At 62.6% G+C, this 23266-nt stretch carries 20 protein-coding genes and 1 pseudogene; 9 read left to right on the top strand and 12 right to left on the bottom strand.

The features are described from left to right. Positions 1 to 20 precede the first annotated feature (20 nt). The 5 genes from V7E26_RS16520 to V7E26_RS16500 all read right to left on the bottom strand — a co-directional run bounded on the left by V7E26_RS16520 (position 21) and on the right by V7E26_RS16500 (position 6541). Complete coding sequence (locus V7E26_RS16520) at positions 21 to 1523, bottom strand: M81 family metallopeptidase (RefSeq protein ID WP_324417869.1); 1503 nt, start codon at positions 1521 to 1523, stop codon at positions 21 to 23. 225 nt (positions 1524 to 1748) lie between these two features. Beyond that, positions 1749 to 3389, bottom strand: coding sequence for an ABC transporter ATP-binding protein (locus V7E26_RS16515; protein WP_324417898.1), 1641 nt, complete (start codon positions 3387 to 3389; stop codon positions 1749 to 1751). A gap of 5 nt (positions 3390 to 3394) precedes the next feature. Continuing rightward, the gene (locus V7E26_RS16510) at positions 3395 to 4285 is read right to left on the bottom strand and encodes an ABC transporter permease (RefSeq protein ID WP_324417867.1); all 891 of its coding nucleotides are present in this window, start codon (positions 4283 to 4285) and stop codon (positions 3395 to 3397) included. 12 nt (positions 4286 to 4297) lie between these two features. Then, positions 4298 to 5239 (bottom strand): ABC transporter permease, encoded by a 942-nt coding sequence (locus V7E26_RS16505; RefSeq protein ID WP_324417865.1) that lies wholly within the window; start codon positions 5237 to 5239, stop codon positions 4298 to 4300. Between the two features lie 171 nt (positions 5240 to 5410). Further along, the gene (locus V7E26_RS16500) at positions 5411 to 6541 is read right to left on the bottom strand and encodes a M20/M25/M40 family metallo-hydrolase (protein WP_324417863.1); all 1131 of its coding nucleotides are present in this window, start codon (positions 6539 to 6541) and stop codon (positions 5411 to 5413) included. A 20-nt stretch (positions 6542 to 6561) separates the two neighbouring features. Between V7E26_RS16500 and V7E26_RS16495 the strand changes: the two genes are divergently transcribed. Both V7E26_RS16495 and V7E26_RS16490 read left to right on the top strand, forming a co-directional pair. Beyond that, positions 6562 to 6693 (top strand): hypothetical protein, encoded by a 132-nt coding sequence (locus tag V7E26_RS16495; protein ID WP_324417861.1) that lies wholly within the window; start codon positions 6562 to 6564, stop codon positions 6691 to 6693. A gap of 126 nt (positions 6694 to 6819) precedes the next feature. Continuing rightward, positions 6820 to 8445 (top strand): ABC transporter substrate-binding protein, encoded by a 1626-nt coding sequence (locus tag V7E26_RS16490; protein WP_324417859.1) that lies wholly within the window; start codon positions 6820 to 6822, stop codon positions 8443 to 8445. A 173-nt stretch (positions 8446 to 8618) separates the two neighbouring features. On the opposite strand, the gene V7E26_RS16485 is transcribed toward V7E26_RS16490, so the two are convergent. Beyond that, a complete protein-coding gene (locus V7E26_RS16485) occupies positions 8619 to 9476 on the bottom strand; it encodes an alpha/beta fold hydrolase (protein ID WP_324417857.1) in 858 nt (285 codons plus the stop codon). Between the two features lie 231 nt (positions 9477 to 9707). Here V7E26_RS16485 and V7E26_RS16480 point away from each other — a divergent pair, with 231 nt between their 5' ends. Beyond that, on the top strand, positions 9708 to 10442 hold the full coding sequence (locus tag V7E26_RS16480) for a lysophospholipid acyltransferase family protein (RefSeq protein WP_324417855.1): 735 nt from the start codon (positions 9708 to 9710) through the stop codon (positions 10440 to 10442). Positions 10443 to 10496: 54 nt separating this feature from the next. Here the strand turns inward: V7E26_RS16480 and V7E26_RS16475 are convergent, their stop codons facing one another. Continuing rightward, positions 10497 to 11087: a TMEM175 family protein gene (locus V7E26_RS16475; protein WP_442893413.1), complete on the bottom strand. Its 591-nt coding sequence runs from the start codon at positions 11085 to 11087 to the stop codon at positions 10497 to 10499. Between the two features lie 962 nt (positions 11088 to 12049). Between V7E26_RS16475 and V7E26_RS16470 the strand changes: the two genes are divergently transcribed. After that, on the top strand, positions 12050 to 13213 hold the full coding sequence (locus V7E26_RS16470) for a hypothetical protein (RefSeq protein WP_324417852.1): 1164 nt from the start codon (positions 12050 to 12052) through the stop codon (positions 13211 to 13213). Positions 13214 to 13308: 95 nt separating this feature from the next. On the opposite strand, the pseudogene V7E26_RS16465 reads toward V7E26_RS16470, so the two are convergent. After that, positions 13309 to 13707, bottom strand: a pseudogene (locus V7E26_RS16465) (DUF7868 domain-containing protein); the annotation flags it as partial. A gap of 496 nt (positions 13708 to 14203) precedes the next feature. Here V7E26_RS16465 and V7E26_RS16460 point away from each other — a divergent pair. Beyond that, positions 14204 to 14629, top strand: a complete 426-nt coding sequence (locus V7E26_RS16460) for a twin-arginine translocation pathway signal (RefSeq protein ID WP_324417849.1) — start codon at positions 14204 to 14206, stop codon at positions 14627 to 14629. 121 nt (positions 14630 to 14750) lie between these two features. Here V7E26_RS16460 and V7E26_RS16455 read toward each other — a convergent pair whose 3' ends face one another. The 3 genes from V7E26_RS16455 to V7E26_RS16445 form a co-directional block, all read right to left on the bottom strand. Then, the gene (locus V7E26_RS16455) at positions 14751 to 16388 is read right to left on the bottom strand and encodes an amidohydrolase family protein (RefSeq protein ID WP_324417847.1); all 1638 of its coding nucleotides are present in this window, start codon (positions 16386 to 16388) and stop codon (positions 14751 to 14753) included. Positions 16389 to 16753: 365 nt separating this feature from the next. Next, positions 16754 to 17956: an FAD-dependent monooxygenase gene (locus V7E26_RS16450; RefSeq protein ID WP_324417845.1), complete on the bottom strand. Its 1203-nt coding sequence runs from the start codon at positions 17954 to 17956 to the stop codon at positions 16754 to 16756. A gap of 7 nt (positions 17957 to 17963) precedes the next feature. Then, the gene (locus tag V7E26_RS16445; RefSeq protein ID WP_057852504.1) at positions 17964 to 18209 is read right to left on the bottom strand and encodes a zinc-finger domain-containing protein; all 246 of its coding nucleotides are present in this window, start codon (positions 18207 to 18209) and stop codon (positions 17964 to 17966) included. A 297-nt stretch (positions 18210 to 18506) separates the two neighbouring features. Between V7E26_RS16445 and V7E26_RS16440 the strand changes: the two genes are divergently transcribed. Both V7E26_RS16440 and V7E26_RS16435 read left to right on the top strand, forming a co-directional pair. Then, positions 18507 to 19616, top strand: a complete 1110-nt coding sequence (locus V7E26_RS16440; RefSeq protein WP_324417841.1) for a hypothetical protein — start codon at positions 18507 to 18509, stop codon at positions 19614 to 19616. 68 nt (positions 19617 to 19684) lie between these two features. Beyond that, positions 19685 to 20437, top strand: coding sequence for an alpha/beta fold hydrolase (locus V7E26_RS16435; RefSeq protein ID WP_324417839.1), 753 nt, complete (start codon positions 19685 to 19687; stop codon positions 20435 to 20437). Here the strand turns inward: V7E26_RS16435 and V7E26_RS16430 are convergent. Continuing rightward, positions 20423 to 21811: a hypothetical protein gene (locus V7E26_RS16430; protein WP_324417837.1), complete on the bottom strand. Its 1389-nt coding sequence runs from the start codon at positions 21809 to 21811 to the stop codon at positions 20423 to 20425. The two genes, V7E26_RS16435 and V7E26_RS16430, sit on opposite strands and share 15 nt — an antisense overlap. A gap of 223 nt (positions 21812 to 22034) precedes the next feature. Between V7E26_RS16430 and cysE the strand changes: the two genes are divergently transcribed. Together cysE and V7E26_RS16420 are read left to right on the top strand one after the other, a co-directional pair. Beyond that, the gene (cysE, locus tag V7E26_RS16425; protein ID WP_324417835.1) at positions 22035 to 22862 is read left to right on the top strand and encodes a serine O-acetyltransferase; all 828 of its coding nucleotides are present in this window, start codon (positions 22035 to 22037) and stop codon (positions 22860 to 22862) included. Positions 22863 to 22967: 105 nt separating this feature from the next. Then, entirely contained in the window at positions 22968 to 23186 is a 219-nt protein-coding gene (locus V7E26_RS16420) for a DUF3126 family protein (RefSeq protein WP_171709115.1), read from the top strand. Positions 23187 to 23266 lie beyond the last annotated feature (80 nt).

The following is a 23266-nucleotide window of genomic DNA, read 5'->3' as shown; positions in this document are numbered from 1 at the left end:
GACTGACGATGTTGACGTGATCAGGTGGATGGGGTGAAGGCGGGGCCGTTCGGCTTGAGGCGGATGCCCGGCCGCAGCCGCGTCCAGGGCAGCGCCGCCGTGTCGGCGGGCATCGCGCCGGGCGCGGCGCAGATCAGAAGTTTTTCGGCGATCGGCTCGAAATCGGCGCGGAAGTGCACCGAGCTCTTGTTGACCAGAATTTTCTGTTCCGTCGGTTCGATGCCGACATAACGGTACATCGACTGGTCCGCAAGCTGTGCCTTGTAGGAGCCGACCACCACGCGGACATCCCCGATGCGCAGGCAGGCCGACAGGCCCATGTCCATGTCGCGGCCGCCGTAATAGGGGCCTGCAGCGACGAACTTTCCGTCCGACAAATTTTCGACGATGAAGGTTTCCTTGTAAGGCTGATCGCCGGGAATGCCGGACTTGCCGCCGAGATCGAGCGTTACGGTGGCGCCGAGGCCGGCCGCATGCGCGGCTCTCGCCGCCTCCGGATCGTAGATCACGCCGGTCGCGGCGGATGCCTTGTTGCGCACCAGTGCGCGCAGCATGCCGGTGGTGTCGGAATCGCCGCCCGCGCCGGGATTGTCCTGGGTGTCGGCGATGACGATCGGCTTGCGCGCGGTCTTCGCCAGTTCCATGGCGAGGCGCACACCGTCATCGGGCGAATAGATGTGGCCGTCGAAATCGTCTTCATGGCTCTCGACGAGCGCGGCGATCCTCTCGGCGGCCGCATCGGCGTCGGCCTGCGTCCGGCCATAGGCAAACACGCTCGGGCCGCAATGCGCGAAATCCGCTGCCGGAAAGCCCGGTGCGAACGACAGGGTCGGAACCGCCTCGCTTTCGAGCGCCGCGACTTCTTCATAGATGTCCCTGGTCGGCTGGTCGCTGGTGCATTGCCAGGAGATCGGGATCAGGAACGGCAATTGCCGGAACGCCTTTGCAAGGCGCGTCTTCGACTTCAGCAGCAGCGCAAGGTGCCTTGCGCAGGCGCGGCCGGTCTCGGCCATGTCGACATGAGGGTAGGTGCGGTAGGCAATGAGTGCATCCGCATGCTCCATCATCTCGGGCGAGACGTTGGCGTGCAGGTCGAGGCTCACGACCAGCGGCACGTCCTTGCCGATCACCTTGCGCACACGCGCGAGGATTTCGCCTTCGCCATCGTCGTGCCGTTCAGTGACCATGGCGCCATGCAGATCGAGATAGACCGCATCGATCGGCCCTGCCGCCGCGATGCCGTCGACCATCTCCTCCATCACGCGTTCGAAGGCATCCGTCGTGACATGCGCCGAGGGGCTGGCGGCCGCGGAAATGGTCGGGACCAGCTCCCAGCCACCGGCTTCAGCCGACTCGATGAAACCGGCCAGGCCGACATTGATGTTGCGCATGACCTTGAGCACATCGGCGCCGTGCGCCATCGCCGGCCAGCCGCCGCCGTGAACGAAATCCTGATAGGTCGCCTTGGTCGGCGCGAAAGTATTGGTCTCGTGCAAAAAGCCGCCGACGGCAATACGGGTCATTTTATCTCAGCCGGTGTTCCTGGTTGGAGGGACGTTAAGCGGGACATCGTGGCAAGCGCAAGCCGGGGAGCAATTCCGTTTTGCATGCCGCCCCACTGTCATTGCGAGCCAGCGGGTCGCGCGAACGCGCGCCCGATGACAGGCTCCGCGAAGCAATCCATCTCTCGGCATGACGGATAGATGGATTGTTTCGTAGCTTCGCTCCTCGCAATGACGGCAGAAGGGCTACTCCGCCGCCACTTCGACCGGCCGGAAGTTGGCAAAATCCCAGCCGCGGCCGGGAGCGGCGTCGAGCAGCGCCCTGGTATAGGCCTGCTGCGGATGCGTCAGCACCTCCGCGGCCGGTCCTTGTTCCACGATCCGGCCATGCTGCATCACGGCGACGTCATCGCAGATCTGTGCCGCGACGCGAAGGTCATGGGTGATGAACAGCAAGGCGATGCCCAGTCGCCGCTGGATTTCGTCGAGCAGTTCCAGCACCTGCGCCTGCACCGAAACGTCGAGCGCGGACACCGCTTCATCCGCGACGAGAACGTCGGGATCGAGCGCGAGCGCCCGGGCAATCGCGATGCGCTGGCGCTGGCCGCCGGAGAACTGGTGCGGATAGCGCGATACGGCATCCGCCGGCAGATCGACCAGTTCGAGCAGTTCGCGCGCCTTCGCCAGCGCCTCAGTGCGGGGCATGCCGTAATTGATCGGGCCTTCGGCGATGGTCTCGCCGACGGTGACGCGGGGATTGAGCGAGCGATAGGGGTCCTGGAAGATGATCTGGATCTTCTTGCGGTGCGGCTGCAGCAGCCGCCGCGACAGGTCGGAAATCTCGCGGCCCGCAAGGCGTATGCCGCCGGAGGTCGGATCGATCAGGCGGACGATGCAGCGTGCCACCGTCGACTTGCCGGAGCCGCTTTCGCCGACGATGCCGAGCGTGCGGCCCTTGCGCAGGGTGAGGGTGACATCCTTGGCCGCGGCGACTTCGCGCGCCTTTCCGAGGAAGGAACGCTCGCGATAGACCTTGCCGAGCTGGTTGGCTTCCAGCACGACCGGTTCGCTGGTCTCTGCCCGCGGCGGGCGCGGCACCAGGCTCGGTACCGACGAGAGCAGGTTGCGGGTATATTCCATCGCAGGCGTGCGCAGGATCGCATCGAGCGTTCCGGTCTCGACCAGCCTTCCGTGGCGCATCACGGCGACGCGGTCGGCGATCTCGGCCACCACGCCCATGTCGTGGGTGATGAACAGCACGGCGGTGCCGTGGTCGCGCTGCAGGTCGCGGATCAGCGTGAGGATCTGCTTCTGTGTTGTGACGTCGAGCGCGGTGGTCGGCTCGTCCGCGATCAGCAGTTTCGGTTCGAGCACCAGCGCCATCGCGATCATGATGCGCTGGCGCTGGCCGCCGGACAGCCGGTGCGGGTAGGAAGCGAAGATGCGTTCCACGTCGGGCAGGCGGACGTGTTCCATCATTGCCAGGATCTTCCGGCGCCGAGCCCGTGCGTCGAGACTGGTGTGGACGCGCAACACCTCGTCGATCTGGCGGCCGACCGGAACCACCGGGTTGAGCGCCGTCATCGGCTCCTGAAAGATCATTGCCATTCGCGTCGCGCGCAGTTCGCGCAAGCGGCGGTCGGAGGCGGCGAGCAGTTCCTCGCCGACCAGCTTGACGCTGCCGCCGGTCGGGGTCAGCGCGCCCTTCTGCAACAACCCCATCACGGTCAGCGAGGTCACGGACTTGCCGGAGCCGCTTTCGCCGACCACGCACAGCGTCTCGCCTTCGCGGACCTGCAGGGAGATGCCGTCGATGATGCGCTGGCCGCCGGGCTTCCTGCCGAGGCTTACGACGAGATCGTCGATGTCGAGAACGGTGTCTTTCATGTCGGTCACTTGCCGGCCTCCCGCTGCTTCATGCGCGGATCCAGCGCATCGCGGGCGGCGTCACCGATCAGGTTGATGCTCAGGATCGCGATCGACAGCAGCAGGCCCGGCCAGAAGATCAGCGACGGCTTGACCTGGAAGTAGGCGCGGCCCTCGGCCATGATGTTGCCCCAGGTCGGGGTCTCCGGGCTGATGCCGGCGCCGAGGAACGACAGGATCGCCTCGGTGAGGATGGCGGAGGCGGCGACGTAAGTGCCTTGCACGATCAGCGGCGCCACCGTGTTCGGCATCAAATGCCGCCACATGATCTTGGGCAGGCTGCTGCCGACCGAAATCGCGGCCTCGACATAGGGCTCCTCGCGCGCCGACAGCACGACGGAACGGACCAGCCGCGCCACGCGCGGGATTTCCGGAATGGTGATCGCCACCATCACCGTCATCAGGCTGGCGCCGGAGAGCGACACCACGGCGATCGCGAGCAGGATGGAGGGGATCGCCATCAGGCCGTCCATCACCCGCATCATGACGGCGTCGACCCATTTGAAGAAGCCGGAGACGAGGCCGATCACGAGGCCGATGCCGATCGAGAAGACCGCGGCTCCAAGCCCGATCAGAAGCGAAATCCGGCCGCCATAGATAATGCGCGACAGCAGGTCGCGGCCATAGGCGTCGGTACCGAGCAGGAATTCCGCGCTGGCCGGTTTAAGCCGCTGCGCCGGGAGCAGCAATTTCGGGTCGTGCGGTGCGAGCAGGGGGGCCGCGATCGATATCGCGATGATCAGCACAAGGCAGATCGTGGCCACCGCGATGATCGGCGATGCCGTGAGGAATCCCAGTTTCGGCCGGAACGGCGTGGTGACCGGAATTGACGGTTCGGGAAGGGTATCGATCGCCATCGGGTGCGCGCCTCAATAACGAATTCTGGGATCAAGCAGGGTGTAGGCGACGTCGATCAGGAGATTGACGGTGACGTAGACCAGCGACGTCAGCAGGATCATCGCCTGGATCACCGGATAGTCGCGTGCCAGCACCGCATCGACGGTGAGGCGGCCGATGCCCGGCAGGTTGAACACGCTCTCGGTGACGACGACGCCGGAAATCAGCAGGGCAAAACCGGTGCCGATCACGGTGATGACAGGCACGGCGGCATTGCGCAGCGCGTGACGCAGTAGCACGCCGGTCTCGCTGATGCCCTTGGCGCGCGCGGTGCGGACGTAGTCTTCGCCGAGCACATCCAGCATCGCCGCCCGCGTCATGCGTGCGATCAGCGCGACGTAAATGAAGGAGAGCGTGCAGGTCGGCAGGATGATGCGCTCGAAGAACGGACCGAAGCCCGCCGTGATGCTGCGAAAGCCCTGCACCGGCACCCAGCGCAGTTCAATCGCGAAGATCTGGATCAGCACATAGCCGATCACGAACACCGGCACCGAGAAGCCGATCACCGACAGGCCCATCACGAAGCGATCGATCCAGGTGCCGTGCTTCCAGGCTGCGACCACGCCGAGCGGCACCGCGACCAGAATGGCCAGGATGATCGTCGAAAGGGCAATCGAGATCGAGGGCTCGACGCGCGAGGCGATCAACTCGAACACAGGCTTGTTCGAGATCAGCGACTGGCCGAGATCGCCCTGCAGGAGTTTTCCGATCCAGGTGACGAACTGGGTATAGAGCGGCTCGTTGAGGCCGAGGGATGTGCGGATGCGCTCGAGTTGCTCTGGTGTCGCGTTGTCGCCGGCCAGGATCGCAGCGGGATCGCCGGGCGTCAGCCGCAGCAGGAGAAACACAAACAGCGCGACCACGCCCATGACGGGAATGGCGGCGAGAATGCGGCGAAGCAGGTATCCGAGCATCTTGATCCGTCAGTTGTGGGTGAATTGGGCAGCACCGGTCCCAAGTGTGGTTGTCCGTGTGGTTGTCCGCGCTGCCAGCGTAGCATTTCAGCAAGTCCCGTGCCATCGCGCCTGCGTTTTTTGCGATGCAGCTAGGCGGTCGGGCGCAATGACGACGGAAGGACGCCGCCCTTACTCCAGCGTCGCCAGCAATCCCGCCATCAGGCGGCCGCGTTCGGCGAGGCTGTTGACCTCGATATGCTCGTTCAGCGTATGGGCGTCGGCGCCGCGGACGCCGAGGCCGTCCAGCGTCGGGATGCCCATCGCGCCGGTAAAATTGCCGTCGGAACCGCCGCCGGCGCTGCCATGGGGCAGTTCGAGGCCGAGCTGCGCGGCAACCCCGCGCGCCTTTTCGTAAAGCGCCATGGTGCCGGCATCCGCCTCCCACACCGGACGGGTCACGCCACGCGTGACGGTGAAGGTTACATCGTTGCTGGTGCCTGACAGCGCCAGCATGCGCTCGACGCCGCGATCGAGATCGGCCTGGCGCTTTGCCATGCTGAGCGCCTCGCCGGTGCAGGTAGTGGCAACGCAGTTGACCCATTGGCCGCCATGCACGATGCCGACCGAGAATGTGCAATCTTCGGTCGTCATGCCGTCGATCGCTATAATCTGGCGTGCCATTTCGCGGATCGCGGAGCGGCCGGAAGAGAGCGTTGCACCGGCGTGGCTCGGGCGGCCGATCGCTTCCAGATTGAATCGCGCGATCGCGTAACGCCCGGTGACGACGCCGTTGTTGGGCCGTCCCGGCTCCGGCACCAGCACGTATTTGTTGCGCGCGGCCTCCGCCTCGATGATGTCGCGGGTCGATGGCGTGCCGACTTCCTCGTCCGGCGTGAACAGCACGGTGATCGGCAGCGGCGTCGTGAACGCGGCGCGCGCCAGTTGCCGGATCGCTTCCAGCGACAGGTAATTGCCGCCCTTCATGTCGAAGATGCCGGGGCCGAAGCACTTGTCGCCGTCGCGCCGCCATTGCAGCTTCTCGATGGTGCCGACGGGATGGACGGTATCCAAGTGACCCGCGATCAGGATGCCGGGCTCGCCTTGTCTCGGGTGAGGGAAGCGGGCGCGGACGCAGCCGGCAAAACCCTGGCGGCCGGCGATGCGCTCGATGGTCGCACCCATGATCGCCATGTCGCGCGCGGCGAGGCCCAGCATGCGCTCGACGGCGCTTGCATCCCAGGTCGGGCTTTCGCATTCCACCCAGCTTCGCAGCCCCTGCAACATCGCTTCGGAATCAAAGGGAAGATTGGCTGGGTTCATGGACTTCTCTCGGGTTTCTTATGTTGGTTTTCGAAACAGGCGGCGTGGTCCGGCGGCGTTACGAGAATGATCTCGGGCGCATTTGTAAAGTGAAACATGAGCGCAGCGGTGCGCCGCACCGCCGCGGCGGCCTCATCATGAATGCCGATTGACGCGCCCCGCGCTTGATGCAAGTCTTCAATTAGTCAGGATTTACAGCGTGTTAGTTCGCCCAAATAACGAACCGCATGCATAATGAATCAGCGGACTTTGGCCAGTTTCACGTCAGGAGAGATCGAATGTTGCCCATCATGCGTCGGAAACCTCCCACGATAGCATCCGCTCTGTCGGTGCTTGCGCTTTCGGTGGCGCTGACATCGCTGACCGCGATGTCGCAGGCCGTTGCGGCCGCCGGCAAGAAAACCATCACCGCGGTGATGCATTCCGACCTTCGCGTCATCGATCCCGGCTTCACCACCGCCTACATCACGCGCGACCACGGCTACATGGTCTACGACACGCTGCTGGCGACCGATTCCAGTTTCAAGATCCAGCCGCAGATGGCGGATTGGAAAGTCAGCGACGACAAGCTGACCTACACCTTCACCTTGCGCGACGGCTTGAAATGGCATGACGGCCAGCCGGTGACGGCGGAGGATTGCGTCGCCTCGCTGAAGCGCTGGGGCCGCAACGACGCGATGGGCCAGAAGCTGATGGACTTCACCGCCAGCCTCGACGTCATCGACGCCAGGAGCTTTGCCCTCAAGCTGAAGGAGCCCTACGGCCTGGTGCTGGAGTCCATCGGCAAGCCATCTTCCTATACCCCGTTCATGATGCCGAAGCGGCTCGCGGAAACTCCGGCCGGCCAGCAGATCAAGGAACAGATCGGCTCCGGTCCGTTCAAGTTCGTGCAGGCGGAATTCCAGCCGGGCGTGAAGGCGGTCTATGAAAAGAATACCGACTACGTGCCGCGCAAGGAGCCGCCGAGCTGGACCTCCGGCGGCAAGATGGTGAAGGTCGATCGCGTCGAATGGATCACGATGCCGGACGCGCAGACCGCGGTGAACGCGCTGCAGTCGGGCGACATCGATTTCATGGAGAACCTGCCGTTCGATCTGCTGCCGGTGCTGGAGGCGAACAAGGACATCAAGATCGACGTCCTCAACAAGTTCGGCTTCCAGACGCTCGGGCGGATGAACTTCCTCTATCCGCCCTTCGACAACGTCAAGGTTCGTCGCGCCGCCTTCCTCGCGATGAAGCAGAAGGACGTGCTCGATGCGCTGGTCGGCAACGAGAAGTATCAAAAGACCTGCGGCGCGATCTTCGTCTGCGGTACGCCGCTGGAGACCGATGTCGGTGCCGAGTCCCTCGTCAAGGGCAACGGCATGGCGGAGGCGAAGAAGCTGCTCGCCGAGTCCGGCTATGATGGCACGCCTGTCGTGGTGATGGCGCCCGGCGACGTCGTGACGCTGAAGGCACAGCCGATCGTCGCGGCGCAATTGCTCCGCGATGCCGGCTTCAAGGTCGACCTGCAGGCCACCGACTGGCAGACCGTGGTGACTCGCCGCGCCAGCCAGAAGCCGCCGAAGGAAGGTGGCTGGAACATGTTCTTCACCAACTGGGTCGCGGCCGACGTCTCCAATCCCATCGCCAACGCTTCGGTCAGCGGTCGTGGCAAGAACGGCGGCTGGTTCGGCTGGGCCGAAGACGCCAGGATCGAGGAGCTCCGCGACAAGTTTGCGCGCTCCGGCTCCGCGGACGAGCAGAAGAAGATCGCTGCCGAGATCCAGAAGCAGGCCTATGAACAGGTGATCTACATCCCGCTCGGCCAGTACACGATCCCGAGCGGCTGGCGCAAATCGCTGACCGGCGTCGTCGACGGCCCGGCGACCCCGGTGTTCTGGAACATCGACAAGAGCGAATGAGGCGTTCTCGTCATTGCGAGCACAGCGAAGCAATCCATCTCTCACCATGTAGAGAGAATGGATTGCTTCGTCGCTTACGCTCCTCGCAATGACGGAAATCAGCAGTGATCGTCGCGCACCAGTGTCATGCTCCGTTTGTGCATGACAACATTTTCGAGCCCAATGCGTTCCTGTCAGGCCGGATGCGCGGCAAGATGTTCCAGCAGCAGTTCGCTCACGCGCTCCGGCACCTGATCGGCCGCGAAGTGTCCGACGCCAGGCAGCACTTCAAAGCGGTAGGGCGCGGCGATGAAGTCGACCGTGCCTTCGGCGGCGGCGCGGCCGACGGTGTCGTCGGCATCGCCCCAGATGTAGAGCGTCGGCACGCGGATCGGGCCGAGCGGCCCACGGATCGCGCCGCGCGCGCGATACCAGGCGAGAGCCGCTTCCATCGCCGGCTTGCTGCCGAGCACGGCGAGATGCATCTTGACGGCCTCGGCAGGAACGCCGTTCGCCGCGAGGCGGTCGCGCAGCCATTTGGCATCGTCGGCCAGCACGATATCGGCGGCATCGGGTTCCAGAAACGCCTTGTGATGTTTTGAGCGCTGCGCCTGCGCGCTGTCGTCAGCCAGCGCGCGGTTGAACGCGTTCGGGTGCGGCCGCGATAGAATGGTGAGCGAAGCCAGCCGCTCATGGTGGCGGTCGGCGATGCCCCAGGCGATGCTGCCGCCCCAGTCGTGGCCGACCAGGTGAAAGCGCGCCTCGCGATAGCCCGCGGCCGCCACGATCGCCATCGCATCGTCGATCAGACGGTCGATCAGGTAATGCGAGAATTCGCGCGGATCGGGCCGGGCGCCAGGTGAATAGCCGCGCTGGCTCGGCGCGATGGCGCGATAGCCCATGTCGCCGAGCGCGGTAACCTGCGCGCGCCAGCAGTGCATGGATTCCGCAAAGCCGTGCAGCAGCAGCACCAGCGGCGCGCTGGCGACACCTGCGGTGATGGCATCGAAGACGAGATGCGGCGCGGTCGCGATTTTTTCGCTGTCGGGCATGCGGCGATCCTGGACGGATAATCGGGCCGATCCATGGTGGATGCATTTCAGCGGGGCGGGCGGAATTGTGCAACCCGGGAAAAGTGCTGTATTGGGAGCCGCTGGAGCGTTTTCCAGCGAAGTGGGAACCGGTTCGCGTGAAGAAAACGCGTCAAAACAAGAATCCAGAGCCCCGTTCCGATTCAATCGGAACGGAAAAGGCTCCAGCCAGGGCTCGAGGGGACGGAACGTTTGCATTATCTGAGGTCGATCCTGTTCGATGCCGCCGTGGTGGTCCTGACGGTCGTCGTTGCGCTGTCAATGCCGTTCATGGCGCTGTTCAACGCCAGCAGCGCCACGGTGCGCGCGGTTTCCCAGGTATGGGCCAACGGCATCATGTTCCTGATGAAGTATGTGGTCGGGCTGGATTATCGCGTTGAAGGGCGCGAGCACGTGCCTGATGGACCCTGCATCATCGCCTGTAACCATCAGTCGCTGTGGGAGACCGCGGCGCTCTGCGCGATGTTTCCCGACGCCAGCATCGTCGCCAAGAAGGAGCTGCGAAAGCTGCCCCTGGTCGGATGGTTTCTCGAGCGCTATCCGATGATCCTGGTCGATCGCTCGGCGGGTCGCCAGGCGCTGCGCCAGATGGTCGACGAAGCAAGACGCGCGGTCGGCGAGGGACGCAAGGTGCTGCTGTTTCCGCAGGGCACGCGGCAGGCGATCGACGATCCCGTGACGTTCCAGTCCGCCGGCATCTCCGCGCTCTACACCAATCTCGAAGTCCCCGTGGTGCCGGCGGCGTGCAATTCCGGCCTGTTCTGGGGCAAGAAGACGCTGATGATGCATTCAGGCACCATCACACTGTCCTTCCTGCCGCCGATCGCGCCGGGCCTGCCGCGCAAGGAATTTCAGGAGAAGATGGAGCGGGCGATTGCGGAGGAGGCAGGCCGGCTGCTCACCGTGAGCGAGGCGAAGGTGCGTTAGAGCGTTTTCCAGCGAAGTGGAAACCGGTTCGCGTGAAGAAAACGCGTCAAAGCTTTAGCGCTTTGCGCGTCGCTCCGCGAACCAGCCCGCGATCGGCGCCAGGAATGCCAGGCCCCATGTGAACTGCGCCAGCATCGGCGAGACGAAGGCGACGGCGGTGCCAAGCAGGAATACCAATACCGGAACCACCGCGGTCACCAGCAGGTGCGGGTTGCTCTGACCGCGCAGTGCGAGAATCCACAACAGCAGGTTCAGTGTGGCGATCATGGTTAGATGGAGGCCGTAGATCACCGCCACCACGCCGTCGAGCCTGTAGCCGCCGTAAAGTCCGTTGGTCACCGGCAGGATGATGATCGAGAGCAGGAAGAGCAGGTTGAGAAACACCACGCCGCGTCCGGCTTCCGGCGCCACCGCCAGCCGCCGGTGATGGCTGAACCAGAACAGGCCGGCGACCACGAAGCTGATCATCAGGGCGATGACGGGCTGCGCGTAGACGTGGATCAGACCGATCCAGGTCGGCGCTTCCTTGAAGCTGCTGGCTTTGGGCAGATCATAGGCGAGCAGCGTCATGGCAACGCCAAAAATGGTGTTGCTCAGCATCTCCAGCCGGCGCATTTCGAAAAGGCCGATTTGCGGCAATGTGATCCCCCAGTGCCTTACCCGTCCGTCTTCGCTTTCGCTCCGCTCAAGCTACGTTTGGCAGAGTGTGGCTCGCCCAGCCGTAGCTCGCGGCCACAGGCCCGCCTTCGCCCGGTGGGCTTCGGCGTGGCAGCCTTCACTCGCTTCGCGAGCGAAGGCTGGTGCGGGCGGCGGGACTCGAACCCACACGACGTTGCCATCGAGGGATTTTAAGTCCTCTTGTCAAGCAGTAAGTAGCTTATTTTGCTTGGATTTTTCGGCTTTGATTTTAGCCTGTGCTAAAATGCGTGCTAAAGTTGGGATTGGCAGAGCGCAACGCGAACCGCAGGCTGCCTCCAGCCTATCAATTACCCTCCTAAGGGACCGTTACCCTATGCGCTCGCCCTGGCCGCCCCCTTGGGCTCATCTACGCTAAAAGGCGTGAACCTCGCCGATCCGAAAGTGCTTCAGCGACTCCTGAAGGCTTCAGTGTGCGTAGTCGAGATGCAGGCTGACAATAAAAAGATTGGCAAACATCGCTTACCCAAAAACGCGAGCGTCGGGGCGCTTCCCCGCCCGGCGGTGCAGTGATTAAAGATTCTACTTGAACTTGTACAACGGTTTTATAACGTGCCGATCGGGGTTCAATACAATTCAACCGTCCTACAGTGCTGATCAGCCGCCGGCCTCAGCGTGCGTCGACGTTTGCGTTGTTGTGTTGATGACGGGAGGAGCGGGCGCGCAGTTTCTTTTTGGGCGGAGCAGAATAGCGTGGCGGGTTGTCACGCAGGCTGTTGAGCAGGCGTTCCGTGGCGCCCGGGGCGGTCTGTTCTATGCGGCTTTGAAGGTTCGGGTCTGCTCCGCCACTTAGCGGATCGGCTCTAACACCTGCTCTCGGTACAAAGAAGGCTGCCGCCAATACAAGCAGCACCGCCAGAGGAGCCGAATGCGTTTTTTGGGACTGGTTCACGAGTTTCCTGGAGCTGGCTATGAACAGAAATCATTGCGTACTAATCACCTTGATTGCGGCGATTATTATCAATCCCGGTACTGCTGCGGTTGCCCAGGTCGACCCGAACCTTCAGGTTCGGATCGAGACCCTGACGCCCCCCAGGGACAGGAAGCCGGATCTGCCTCAAACGGAAGTGATAACCCAAGAGAGAGTCCAGACCTATACCACAACAGAGACGGTGGCCGTGCCACTTGAGGAGCAGCGGCGCCGTTTGAAGAAACTGTTCGCCGAAAAAGGGCTGATGCTGCCGATGAGCGTTGAGGCGGAGAGGGAAGCCATCAAGACATTCGGCCTCGATCGCGAGACCCGCAAGGTTCGCAGGAAGAAGGTGGTTATCGAGAAGGTCGTCACGACCAAACCACGGGTAACGACGGTAACAATCTCGGCCTCCACGCAGGCGGTGTTCGACACCAATGCAGCAAAGACTCCGGTTCCCAAGAGCGATACGGTCTTTGGCTCGACCGGTTTGATTACCGTCAATGTACCTGTCGGTGTTGCCGATAGCTTTATCTTCCAGACCGGCGTGGTCGACCAACGGTATGTCAGGCTCACTGCGAAGGACTTCGATCTTCTCACTAACGTTGCAACCTATAAACAGGTCCTTAGCGTTGTTCCTGGCACGTCAGCCGGTACTACCACTTCCGACGTCCTGAGCTACTCGCTTAATTCGAGCACGGTGTACGGGTCTGGATTCAACCCGTATCAGGTCGAGCTGTTCACCCCATCCATTGCTTGGGCGCGTAACAATATGAACTTAGGTGGCAGCGTCTGCGGCACTGGGTCTGACGCAGCGTTCTGCATTTCAGGAGCGGTCGCGGCTGGCGGCGATTTCACCTTCTCGGATATTGCAAGCCAGCGTAATGCCTCTGCGAGACTGGCGGGGGCCGTGACCTGGCAAACTCCGATTGCAGGTCTTACCGCCGCTGCGGGCGGCTTCATTCAGGGGCGGCACTTTACGGAGTTCCCGGGTGGCCGCGAGGATCTTATCCTGCAGGCAGCGGCGCGGGCCGATTGGGTACCAAACCCGAATATCCAGCTCAGTGGCGTCCTCCAGTTCACCCAGCAGTTTTCGACGGTGAAAGTCTTGGAATGGAACGGATTTGCAGTGTTTCCCTACGTGAATCTGAAAGTCGCATTCTGAGAATCCAAGCGAGACGGAGAGTAAAAACGCGTCGAGATAACGGCGCGCGCACGCCGTGTGGGCCTTGAACTTATGTCATTTAGCCCAGCGACCCGCTAGCCGCTCGAGAGGAATTCGATATTATCGAACTTTAGCGCATTTGTTTCGACGATCGACTTTTGATCATCAACCGTGGACGCTAGACTATAGGGCACGATCACAACATTTAGCTTCGAGGGATCTGTTTGGCCTGATGCAACGAGAGCTCTGGTGACGTCAAAAGTATCGGCCGCCTTGCGAGCCGCAGCCCCATGACCAGCATGCGGCCCAGCGGAAGCCGCTTGCGGGCCATCATGCCGGAACAGGGCGATAGAGCCTAGGAAGCTTGGATCGCTCCGTTTGGGCTTAACCGCTGTGTCAGCAACGAGATGGACATCGAAGCCTGTCGATGTGACATTATTCAGATCAACACCATAGACCCGCATGAGGACGCGCTTCGGTTGGCTCGCTGCGGTGGCTGTGGTGCGGGCGGCCGGACTCGAACCGGCACAGTCCTTGCGAACCGAGGGATTTTCTTACCCGCTACGGCTTTCGCCGCCCGAAACTCGCACCTTCCGAGTCCGGTTTGGGGTCTGGACTATACCTTCACCATAACGCGTTCGCGTCGTAGGTGCTGCCCGTCTAGTCTCTACACCTTCCCTAGCACGATATGCCGAGGGCTTGGCTCGGGATTGCCTGTTACCGGTTTCCCCGAGTTTGAGCAGTTCTGCACCTCGGGTTTCCCCGTGGGCACTCAACCATTTAAGTCCCTTGCGTCTACCGATTCCGCCACGCCCGCTTTTGTTACCAAATCAGATACTTAGCGCCTTTACCGGAGAAGTGGAATTGGCATGTCCTCCAGCCGGGCACATCCTTTGCTTTAAGTGAGGGCGTCTGCCAAGGCAAAGCCTCAATGCGGACACTTTGGGCCTGTTTTAGGCAATCTCAATATTATCCGCCTAACGAGGATCGATGCCGATATTGCCGCTCCACCGCCGGTCACTCAAAGGCTTCCTGTCCGTCCTGGCGCTGCTGGCGCTGGGGGCTGGCCTGTCCGGCTGCGCTGGGATGAGCGACACCATTGCGCCGGCCTTCGCCGATCCCGCCAAATACGATCTCTACGATTGCAAGCAGCTTGAAACAGAGCGCAAGACTTTGGCTACCCGGACGGCGGAGTTGCAGGGGCTGATGAACAAGGCCGAGACCGGCGTCGCCGGCCCGGTGGTGGCGGAGCTTGCCTACCGCAACGAATACATTGCGCTGCGCGGGCAATCCAAGCTCGCCGATGAAGCCTGGCAGAAGAACAGGTGCGTGGAATCGAAGCCGGAGGCGCCGCCGACCGCTGCGGCTCCGGCCGGCAAGGCCGGCCGCACCAAGGCGAAGCGGGCGGCGAATTAGTCTGGCGCACTGAAGGGAGCCGAGTGTACTGAGAACATGGACTTTCGGCAGCATCGCCCACCGATTGGCTGGTTTGCTGATGACATGTCCAAATCAAGACGGCTCTCCGTGGACCCGCTGACTAGATTGCCCATGCCGGCAAGCTGTCGACCTTGGCCATCCAAGCCGGCTTCGAACTGAGGCTGTAATATTGATCCAGGCGCCTTCTGTTTGGTTGGCCGATTCCAAGCCCAAGAAACCTGGCAGCGTTTATCCCAAAGAAGCGGTCACTAAGCAGGCCGTCTGCGCCCAATGACTTATCGCGGTCTAGCCGACCGTACATTGCTTCGAACCGCGCGAGGTAGTGGCCCGACATAAACCCTTCAAGGACGACCATTTCCCAATCCGTGCCATACATGAGCCGTTGAGCTACGGCGGCTGGGCCGCGGGTTGAGGTTCGTCGCATGCGGGCAGCCAAGTACGCCTCCAGCTTGGCCTGTTCCGATAAAACCTCTGAAAAGTAACCCGAGTCTGCGTACAGGTATTCTCCGTCAGGCATCAAATCCGCGAGGGCATCTGGTTGCGCCGCGCTCGCCAGGCTGGTTACACCGAAATGACCGAAATCAACCCTGAGCGCGGGGAAGGCGCGCGCGACGTTGCCCCAATATTCTGCGTAAGTAAGCCGATCAAACTTCAGCGCCGGACCGTTGCTGGCGCTTGTGTGTGCCATGATCGGCACGCCGTTGGTTTGGCACCACGAGTACAACGCCACAAGCACCTGATCCAGATTTTGCCCCAGCTTGGTCCGAGGAAAGTTTGGCGGCAGTGCGCTATCGTTCCAGAAGCTGTCGGGAAACGCTGCATTACCGAGTGGTGCAAATCCCATCGGCGGATACAGCTTCACGCCTACGAAGCCATGATTCATGACGGCATCGGTCACGAAGGCCAATGACGATCCGGCTGCGATCTCCTTGAAGGGATCGAAAGGCGCGAAACATAGTACTCGGCCACCGGTTACTTGTGAGATGCGCTCCATCACCCTCACTTGGTCGTTCAAGCTTGTTGGGGTCGGTATGCCGTCTCCGATGGGCCAGTCGTAGTCAACGAGGTGGGTGACAAGCACATCGACCTTACGCGTCTTGCCGCGAGAGTATTCGAGCAAATATTCGTAGACGTTGACGTACCGATATTGGAACGAGCGGATCAAGAACTGGAGCGCGCCATCCGCGGTGACTCTCCTTAGCGCAAAGCGTGCTTCTGAACCGAGTTTCTTGTACTGAGAATAGGATTCCGGGAGGTTTTCGATCTGCCGCCTTAAAGGACTACTGGCAAAGCGTCCCTTCCGACTGCGGATGCTCTGCACAGCAATTTGCAGATCGCGCCTGGCGCGCCGGTAACCCGCTTCCCTCTCATCATTTAGAACCTGCATGACCCCGTTCGTACTGCAGGATCTGAGTGTTGCATCAATTCTCTGCAGTTCTGCGAGTTCCTGCGCTGCGCTTGGAGCGAAGTTACGTCCAAGCTCTGCAAGCAGCTCGGCCGCCTCCTTGTACGTATCCGGGTCGTCGCGTGCCAATATTTTCTTCAAGAAGCCTTCAATTTGCAAATCTGATCCATTGAAAACGTGCGCATGAACGTCGATCGTGAGTGGAGTTCTTGGATCGCTTATCGTGGGATCGGTCGGACAAAACGGTGTAATGGGGATACTGCATCCGGATAGTCCAAAGCCGGCCCCAAAGATCCCCATAGCAGCAAGCGCCTGACGGCGTGAGATATCCACCTTCGGCCTCCGTGAATCAAGGAAATGCTGTGGTGCGTGGTGCGTGGTGCGTTTCGTATCGAGCCACATCGCTATTCACGTGGCGCCTTCTCAAGCCTGTTCTGGGGCGAGAAATACGAGGGCTGGTGGATGATCGGATGAAAAGGTAAATTTTGAAATAAGTTGTTCGCAAACCATCCAATGATGGACCGGCGTCAACGGGGGACGTCAGGCCAATACCAAGCCGACCTGGAGTCCAATGAGATTGGTTCAGTCGATCGCCGGCCGTTGACGGCTACTTTGCATGGGGTTGTTTTCGATATTTTGTTTGGGCGAGCCGGATCTCATCATGCCCCGGCCTGTCGCGGGGTCGTAAAATTCCGCGCTCACACCCGCCAATCATAGATCCAGTTGTGCCGCGCCAGCATGCGCTCGGGGCCTATCGCCTTGATGGCGAGGTCGCGCGCCAGCGCCAGCGGGCCGCCGAGATGGTAGATGCGTCCCTGTTGCCGTGCCGTGCGCTGCACCCGCAGCACGCGGCCGCGCCGCAGCCGGCCATAGTGCTTCAGCGCGGCAGGGATATCTGCGATCGTGTTGCCCGGCGCTTCGCTGAGACATTTGGCCAGCACGCCAGCGTCCTCGATCGCCATGCCCGCGCCCTGTGCGGCGAACGGCAGCATCGCATGGGCGGCGTCGCCAAGCAGCGCAATCGCGCCGCCGGTCCATTCGCCGATCTCGGGCAGGGTGAACAGCGCCCAGCGCCGCCAGCCGTCGACGGCATTGATCAGCATCCGCGCCGTCGCGGGCCAGCGCTGCGAGGCAAACGCGTTCTTCAGTTCGTTGGCGTCGCCGGGCGCGCTCCAGCCCGGCCTGTTCCAGGTTCCCGGAACGATCGCAACCACATTGATCTGCCGCGCCGCCGAGATCGGGTAGGCGACCAGATGCGCGTCCGGTCCCATCCAGAGTTGCACCCTTGGAGCGGTATATTCGCGCGGCAACGTCGTCGCGTCGAGGGTTCCGCGCCAGGCGATCAGTCCGGAAAACTGCGGCTGCATCGCCGGGAACAGATGGTTGCGCACCGCCGACCAGATACCGTCGGCGCCCACCAGTGCCTGCGCCAGTTCCTGTTGCCTGATGTCGCCGCGGCGCTGCACCACCGTCAGGCCCTTGGCGTGCGAAGTCACGTCCTCGAACTGGCAGCCGAGCCGCAGGTCGATGTCCGGATGCTCGTTGACCGCTGCCGCGAGCGCACCTTGCAGGTCGGCGCGGTGGATCACCCAATAGGGCGCGCCGGCACGCTGGCTGGCGGCCTCGCCAAGGGGGATGCGCACGATCTCGCCGCCCGCGCGCGCACTCATGACGCTGATCGCTTCGGGCATCACGGCGCGCGAGGCAAGCCGCGGCCGCAGGCCGAGGTCGATCAGGAGCCGGCTGGCGTTGGGCGAGAGTTGCAGGCCGGCGCCGGCTTCCTCCAGCCGTTCCGCCTTTTCCAGGATGATGACGCGAAAACCTTTCGCTGCGAGCGAAAGCGCTGCCGTCAGTCCCCCGATCCCGGCACCAGCAACGATGATGGTGCGCGCGGCAGCCACCGATGGGTCAGGCGACCTTGTCCTTCAGCACGCATTCCGGAGGACGGGCTTCGCCCGCGCCGAGGTCGGCGGCAAAGCGGTACAGCGTCGAGCAATAGGGGCAGATGATCTCGTTGTCATTGCCAAGGTCGAGAAACACGTGCGGATGGTCGAACGGCGGGTTGGCGCCCACGCACATGAATTCCTGCGAGCCGATCTCGATGACCGAGACGCCGGCGTCGTTATGGAAATGCGGGACGACATGGTCGGACATTAGGCTTCACCTTGGATAGAAGCGATTGGCGAACGCAATCAACGCGATGCGGCACAGATCGAACGCCGCGCACCATAGTGGGGGGTGCCGATGATTCCTAGAGCCGTTCCTCGGCGATTCCTGGAGATACCCACCGCACTTTTGCTCATGCAAATTCGACACAATCTTGTCGTCGGAGAAAAGCCCTTCTTTCGTCGGGGCGGTTGTGTCTTAAAAACGGCACACCATCTTGGGATTGACGAAAATATTGGACTTTTTTGGATTGGGCAGTTGCGGTTCGGTTTGGCACTGGCAGGGATGGCTTTCAGCGTTGCGCTGTGCGCAGCGCTGTGGCCACATGCCCGCGAAGCCGGCGCCATTCTGGCGGCGCAGGACGACCCTGCGGTGCTGTCCGATATCCGCATCAATTCCGCCCTGCGGGCTAACCAGGCGCTGGTTGCCGAGCATATCGAGGCGGCGCTCGCGGAAGGCGATTCCGATCTGGCCAACAGTTTCGTCGAACTCGCCCGTGACAAGGGCATTGCCGTCAGCGATGAACTGTCGAAGCGCGTCCGCGATGCCGTGACGGATGCAGGTTCGGCGTCGCATTTTGCCAAGCGCTTTGCCACTGGCCTGGTGACCGGCAATGCCGACGATGTCGCGAGCCTGTCCGGCACGGTTGCCGGCGATCTCTTCGTGTTCGGCGACATCAGGGACGTCGTGCGCGAAGGCAAGAATATGGCGACGGGTGAGGAGGTCGACCGGCTGGTGCTGGGTCTCGCCACCGTCGGACTTGCGGTGACCGCCGCGACCTATGTTTCGGTCGGCGGTCTCGGGCCGGTTCGTGCCGGCCTTTCCATGGTCAAGGATGCCCGCAAGGTCGGGCGGCTCGGCGAGGGACTGACGCAATGGGCCGGCCGTTCCGCGCGCGAGGTAGTCGATGCGCCGCTGTTGCAGCAGGCGGTCGCGAAGGGTTCGGTGTTGCGGCCCGGCGAGACCGTCGGAGCGATCAAGGCCGCCTTCCGCGCCGAGAAGGCCGGCGGGCTGGTGCGGCTGGCAAAGGATGTCGGACGCGTCGGCGAGAAGGCCGGCACGCGCGGGGCGCTTGACACGCTGCGCATCGCGCAAGGACCGAAGGATGTCGCCCGCGCCGCGCGGCTCGCTGAATCCAAGGGCGGTCAGACCCGCGCGATTCTGAAAGTGCTCGGACGCGGCGCGCTGCTGCTGGCCACCGGCGCCTTCAATCTGACGATGTGGCTGTTCGGCGCGCTGCTCGCGCTGTTCGGATTCCTGTCCTCGATCAAGGCGACCACCGAGCGGGCCACCGAAGCGTGGCTGCGTCGAAGCAAGGCGCGGCGATCAAGATTGCAGGAGGCGGTATCCTTGCCGTCCAGCCCGGCTCTGGCGGGCGCTACCCTGCAGGGCTAGACTTGCAAGGCTGGACTTGCCGCATTGCAGGCTCGCTTGTTTCGATCCCCTGAAAAATGGAACTGAGGATGCCGAGTTTTCACAACGGCGCTGTCGAAATTGACTATCTCGATGAAGGCGAGGGCGATCCGATCGTTCTGGTGCATGGCTTTGCCTCCAGCAAGAACGTCAACTGGGTCTATCCCACCTGGGTTTCCGACTTGAGAAAAGAGGGCCGTCGCGTCATCGCGCTCGACAATCGCGGCCACGGCGATTCCGGAAAGCTCTACGACGCCGCCGACTACGAAATCGCGATCATGGCAGGTGACGTCATCGCCTTGCTGGATCATCTCGGGATCGAGCGCGCCGACATCATGGGCTATTCGCTGGGATCGCGCATGACGGCGATCCTGGCACGGGAGCAGCCGCAGCGGCTGCGCTCGGCGATCCTCGGCGGCATCGGGATCGGGCTGATCGAGGGCGGTGGCCCCGGCGAGAACGTGGCGCTGGCGCTCGAGGCGCCGTCGCTCGAGGAGGTCAGCGATCCGGTCGGGCGGACGTTTCGCGCCTTCGCCGATCAGACCCGCTCCGACCGTCGCGCGCTGGCTGCCTGCCTGCGCGGCTCGCGGCGGCTGATGACGGCGGAGGAGGCTGCCGGGATCGGCGTGCCGGTCTTGATCGCCGTCGGCAGCAAGGATGAGATCGCGGGCTCGGCCGCCGCACTGGGGCAAATCATTCCGGGCGCCGAGGTGCTCGACATTCCGAACCGCGATCACATGCGCGCGGTCGGCGACAAGGTCTACAAGGCCGGTGTCACCGACTTCCTGTCACGCCGGCAATGAACGATCGCGCGAGGCGGTCTCGCCGGTGACCAGCCGGATCGCCGCGATCAGCATCACCATTGTCGCGAGCCACGCCATGCGTGCACCATAACGATCATGCGGACCTGATATCGCGGCGCAGATGAACGCGTTGCCCAGGATGGCGAACGTGACTGCGCCGGCGAGCAACGTGACATCGTCGAACGGGCGGCGCAGCACGCCGTGCCCGAACAGGATTGCGACCAGGAATATCGATGCCAGCGCGACCGGAATGTGAATCCGGTTGATCGCGGTGAAGTCGAAGCGCCATCGCTGCTGCTGCGCCGCGCGCATCGGCTTCACCTGCGCGGGCAGAAAGCGCTCGATGATTCCGTAGGTATGCCCGAGCCAGACGCCGATGCCCTCACCAGAACCGACCTGGATCAATTGCTGCACTGTCCCCGTCAACGCCGCCTCGGCCTGCCAGGCCGGATATTCGGTCAGCGAATGCAGCACGATGTGGCTCATCTCGTCGTTCAATCCCTGGAAACGGCCAAGTGTGTTGAACATGCTGCTGCCCCACAGGAACTGGTCGGCAGTGGCGGGAAGCCGATCGCGATAGGGGCAGAGCCTGAAACTCTGCGTCGGACAATGATCGCGCAAATATTGCGCGACGATGCCATCCTGCAGCATGCGTCCAAAGGCGACGCCGTAACCGCCGGGTGTCCATGCCACCTTCCCCGAGAAGGCATAGTTGGTCGACAGCAACAGCACGGCCCCGGCCACGATGGTGAGGCTGCCCTGCGTCAGGCCGGCGATGGAAATGCGCTCCCGCAGAAAAGGGCGCGCGATCCATCCGATGCAGCACAGCCCGAGCAGCACCCCGAGCGTTGCGCTGTGCGATGCCGCGCTGAAGGCAGCAAGGCCGCACAACAGGCATTTTTCCGGGATCGAGGTCCGCTTGCCGTGCACGACCAGGATGAAGAGCGCCAGCACGGCAAGGCCGGCGAAAATGTCCGTGAAGAGCGTGCTGGCCAGCCAGGGCAGCGAGGTGGTCAGGCCCAGCGCGAGGCTGATGGAGAGGAGCCGCAACGGCTGCGACATGCCAAGCACGCGCAGCGTCAACTGCAGGATCCACAGCGTCGCCACCGCCTGGATGCCAAGATTGATCCAGAAGCTCGAATCTTCGCCGAAATGGAGATAGAGCCCGAACGTCGTCGAGCGGCTCGGCACCAGATAGCCTTCGTACCAGCGCGCGAGATAGCCGCCGGTATCCCACTGGAGCAGGGGGTAGCCATTCCATAGCGCTGGGGCCAGCAACATCAAGGGGATGGCGATGGCCGCGATCCAGGCCGACCGCGCATCCGCAGCCGTCCGCGCCCGCAGCGCCTGCGTACTGATGTGATTTTCCCCCATCTGCCCCTAACATCCGGGAATGGCCGGCCGGCCGAAATTGACCAATAGTCGGACATGGTCCGGCTTGATTTCCGGAATTGACTGACCACCTTGAACTGACCCCGAAAGGCCGTTCGGCAACGGTGTACTTTGCCAAGATTTACTTTGCCAAGGCCTGCCCGGGACAGAAACCCGCCCGCCGTGCTATAATATCGATCAACCAAGCGAATTTGCGAGAGCCATCATGGCAGTGCATCAGGTCAATCCACAGGCATCGAAGCTCGCCGCACTCGATCCGATCTGGGACCGTATCCGCAGCGAGGCCGAGGACATCGTGCGCCGCGAGCCTGAGCTTGCGTCCTTCATCTATGCGACCGTGCTGCATCACGACCGCCTCGAGGATTCGGTGGTGCATCGTATCGCCGAGCGGCTCGATCATTCGGCGCTGTCGGGCGATCTGATCCGCCAAACCTTCGACGAGGCGCTGCGCGACGAGCCCGATCTCGGCAATGCATTCCGCGCCGACCTGGTTGCGGTCTATGACCGCGATCCCGCAACCTCGCGCTTCATCGATCCCTTGCTCTACTTCAAGGGTTTCCACGCGCTGCAGACCCATCGGCTGGCGCACTGGCTCTATCGGAAGGGCCGCAAGGACTTCGCCTATTATCTGCAGAGCCGTTCGTCGGCGGTGTTCCAGACCGACATCAACCCCGCCGCAACGATCGGCCGCGGCATTTTCCTCGATCACGCGACCGGATTCGTCTGCGGCGAGACGGCCGTGATCGACGACGACGTTTCGATCCTGCACGGCGTCACCCTTGGCGGCACCGGCAAGGAGAACGAGGACCGTCATCCGAAGATCAGGCACGGTGTGCTGATCGGGGCGGGCGCAAAGATCCTCGGCAATATCGAGATCGGTCATTGCGCGCGCATCGCAGCCGGCTCGGTGGTGGTAAAGGCGGTGCCTCACAACGTCACGGTAGCCGGCGTTCCCGCCAAGATCGTCGGCGAAGCCGGCTGCGCCGAGCCGTCGCGCACCATGGATCAGATGCTCGGCGCCATCGGGCTTTGATTTTCCACACTTTCTCCCAGTCGTATTTGTGAAGTTACGGCTGGAAGTCTGCGTCGTCTCGTCCTAAAAACCTCCCGGAATTTTAGAAATCCGATGGAGACCGCCGTGGACGTCCAGGAAGTCAGGAAGCTAGACGCTTATCTCAAGCGTGTATTCGGCAATCCCAAGATCCGCGTCGTGCCGCGTCCGAAGAAGGACGACTCCGCCGAGGTCTATATCGGCGAGGAGTTCGTCGGCGTGCTGTTCGTCGACGACGAGGACGACGATCGCTCGTTCCAGTTTCAGATGGCGATCCTCGAGGAAGATCTCGCCGACATCGGCTGAGGCCGCAACTGCCAGACCTCATCCCGAGAGGGGGAGAATGTTTCGCTCTCGCCCGGAGAATTTTACATTTGATGGGCTGG

Origin of the sequence: Bradyrhizobium sp., from assembly GCF_036735945.1 — a bacterium.
GTDB lineage: Bacteria > Pseudomonadota > Alphaproteobacteria > Rhizobiales > Xanthobacteraceae > Bradyrhizobium.
This window is presented reverse-complemented; position numbering and strand designations above follow the sequence as displayed.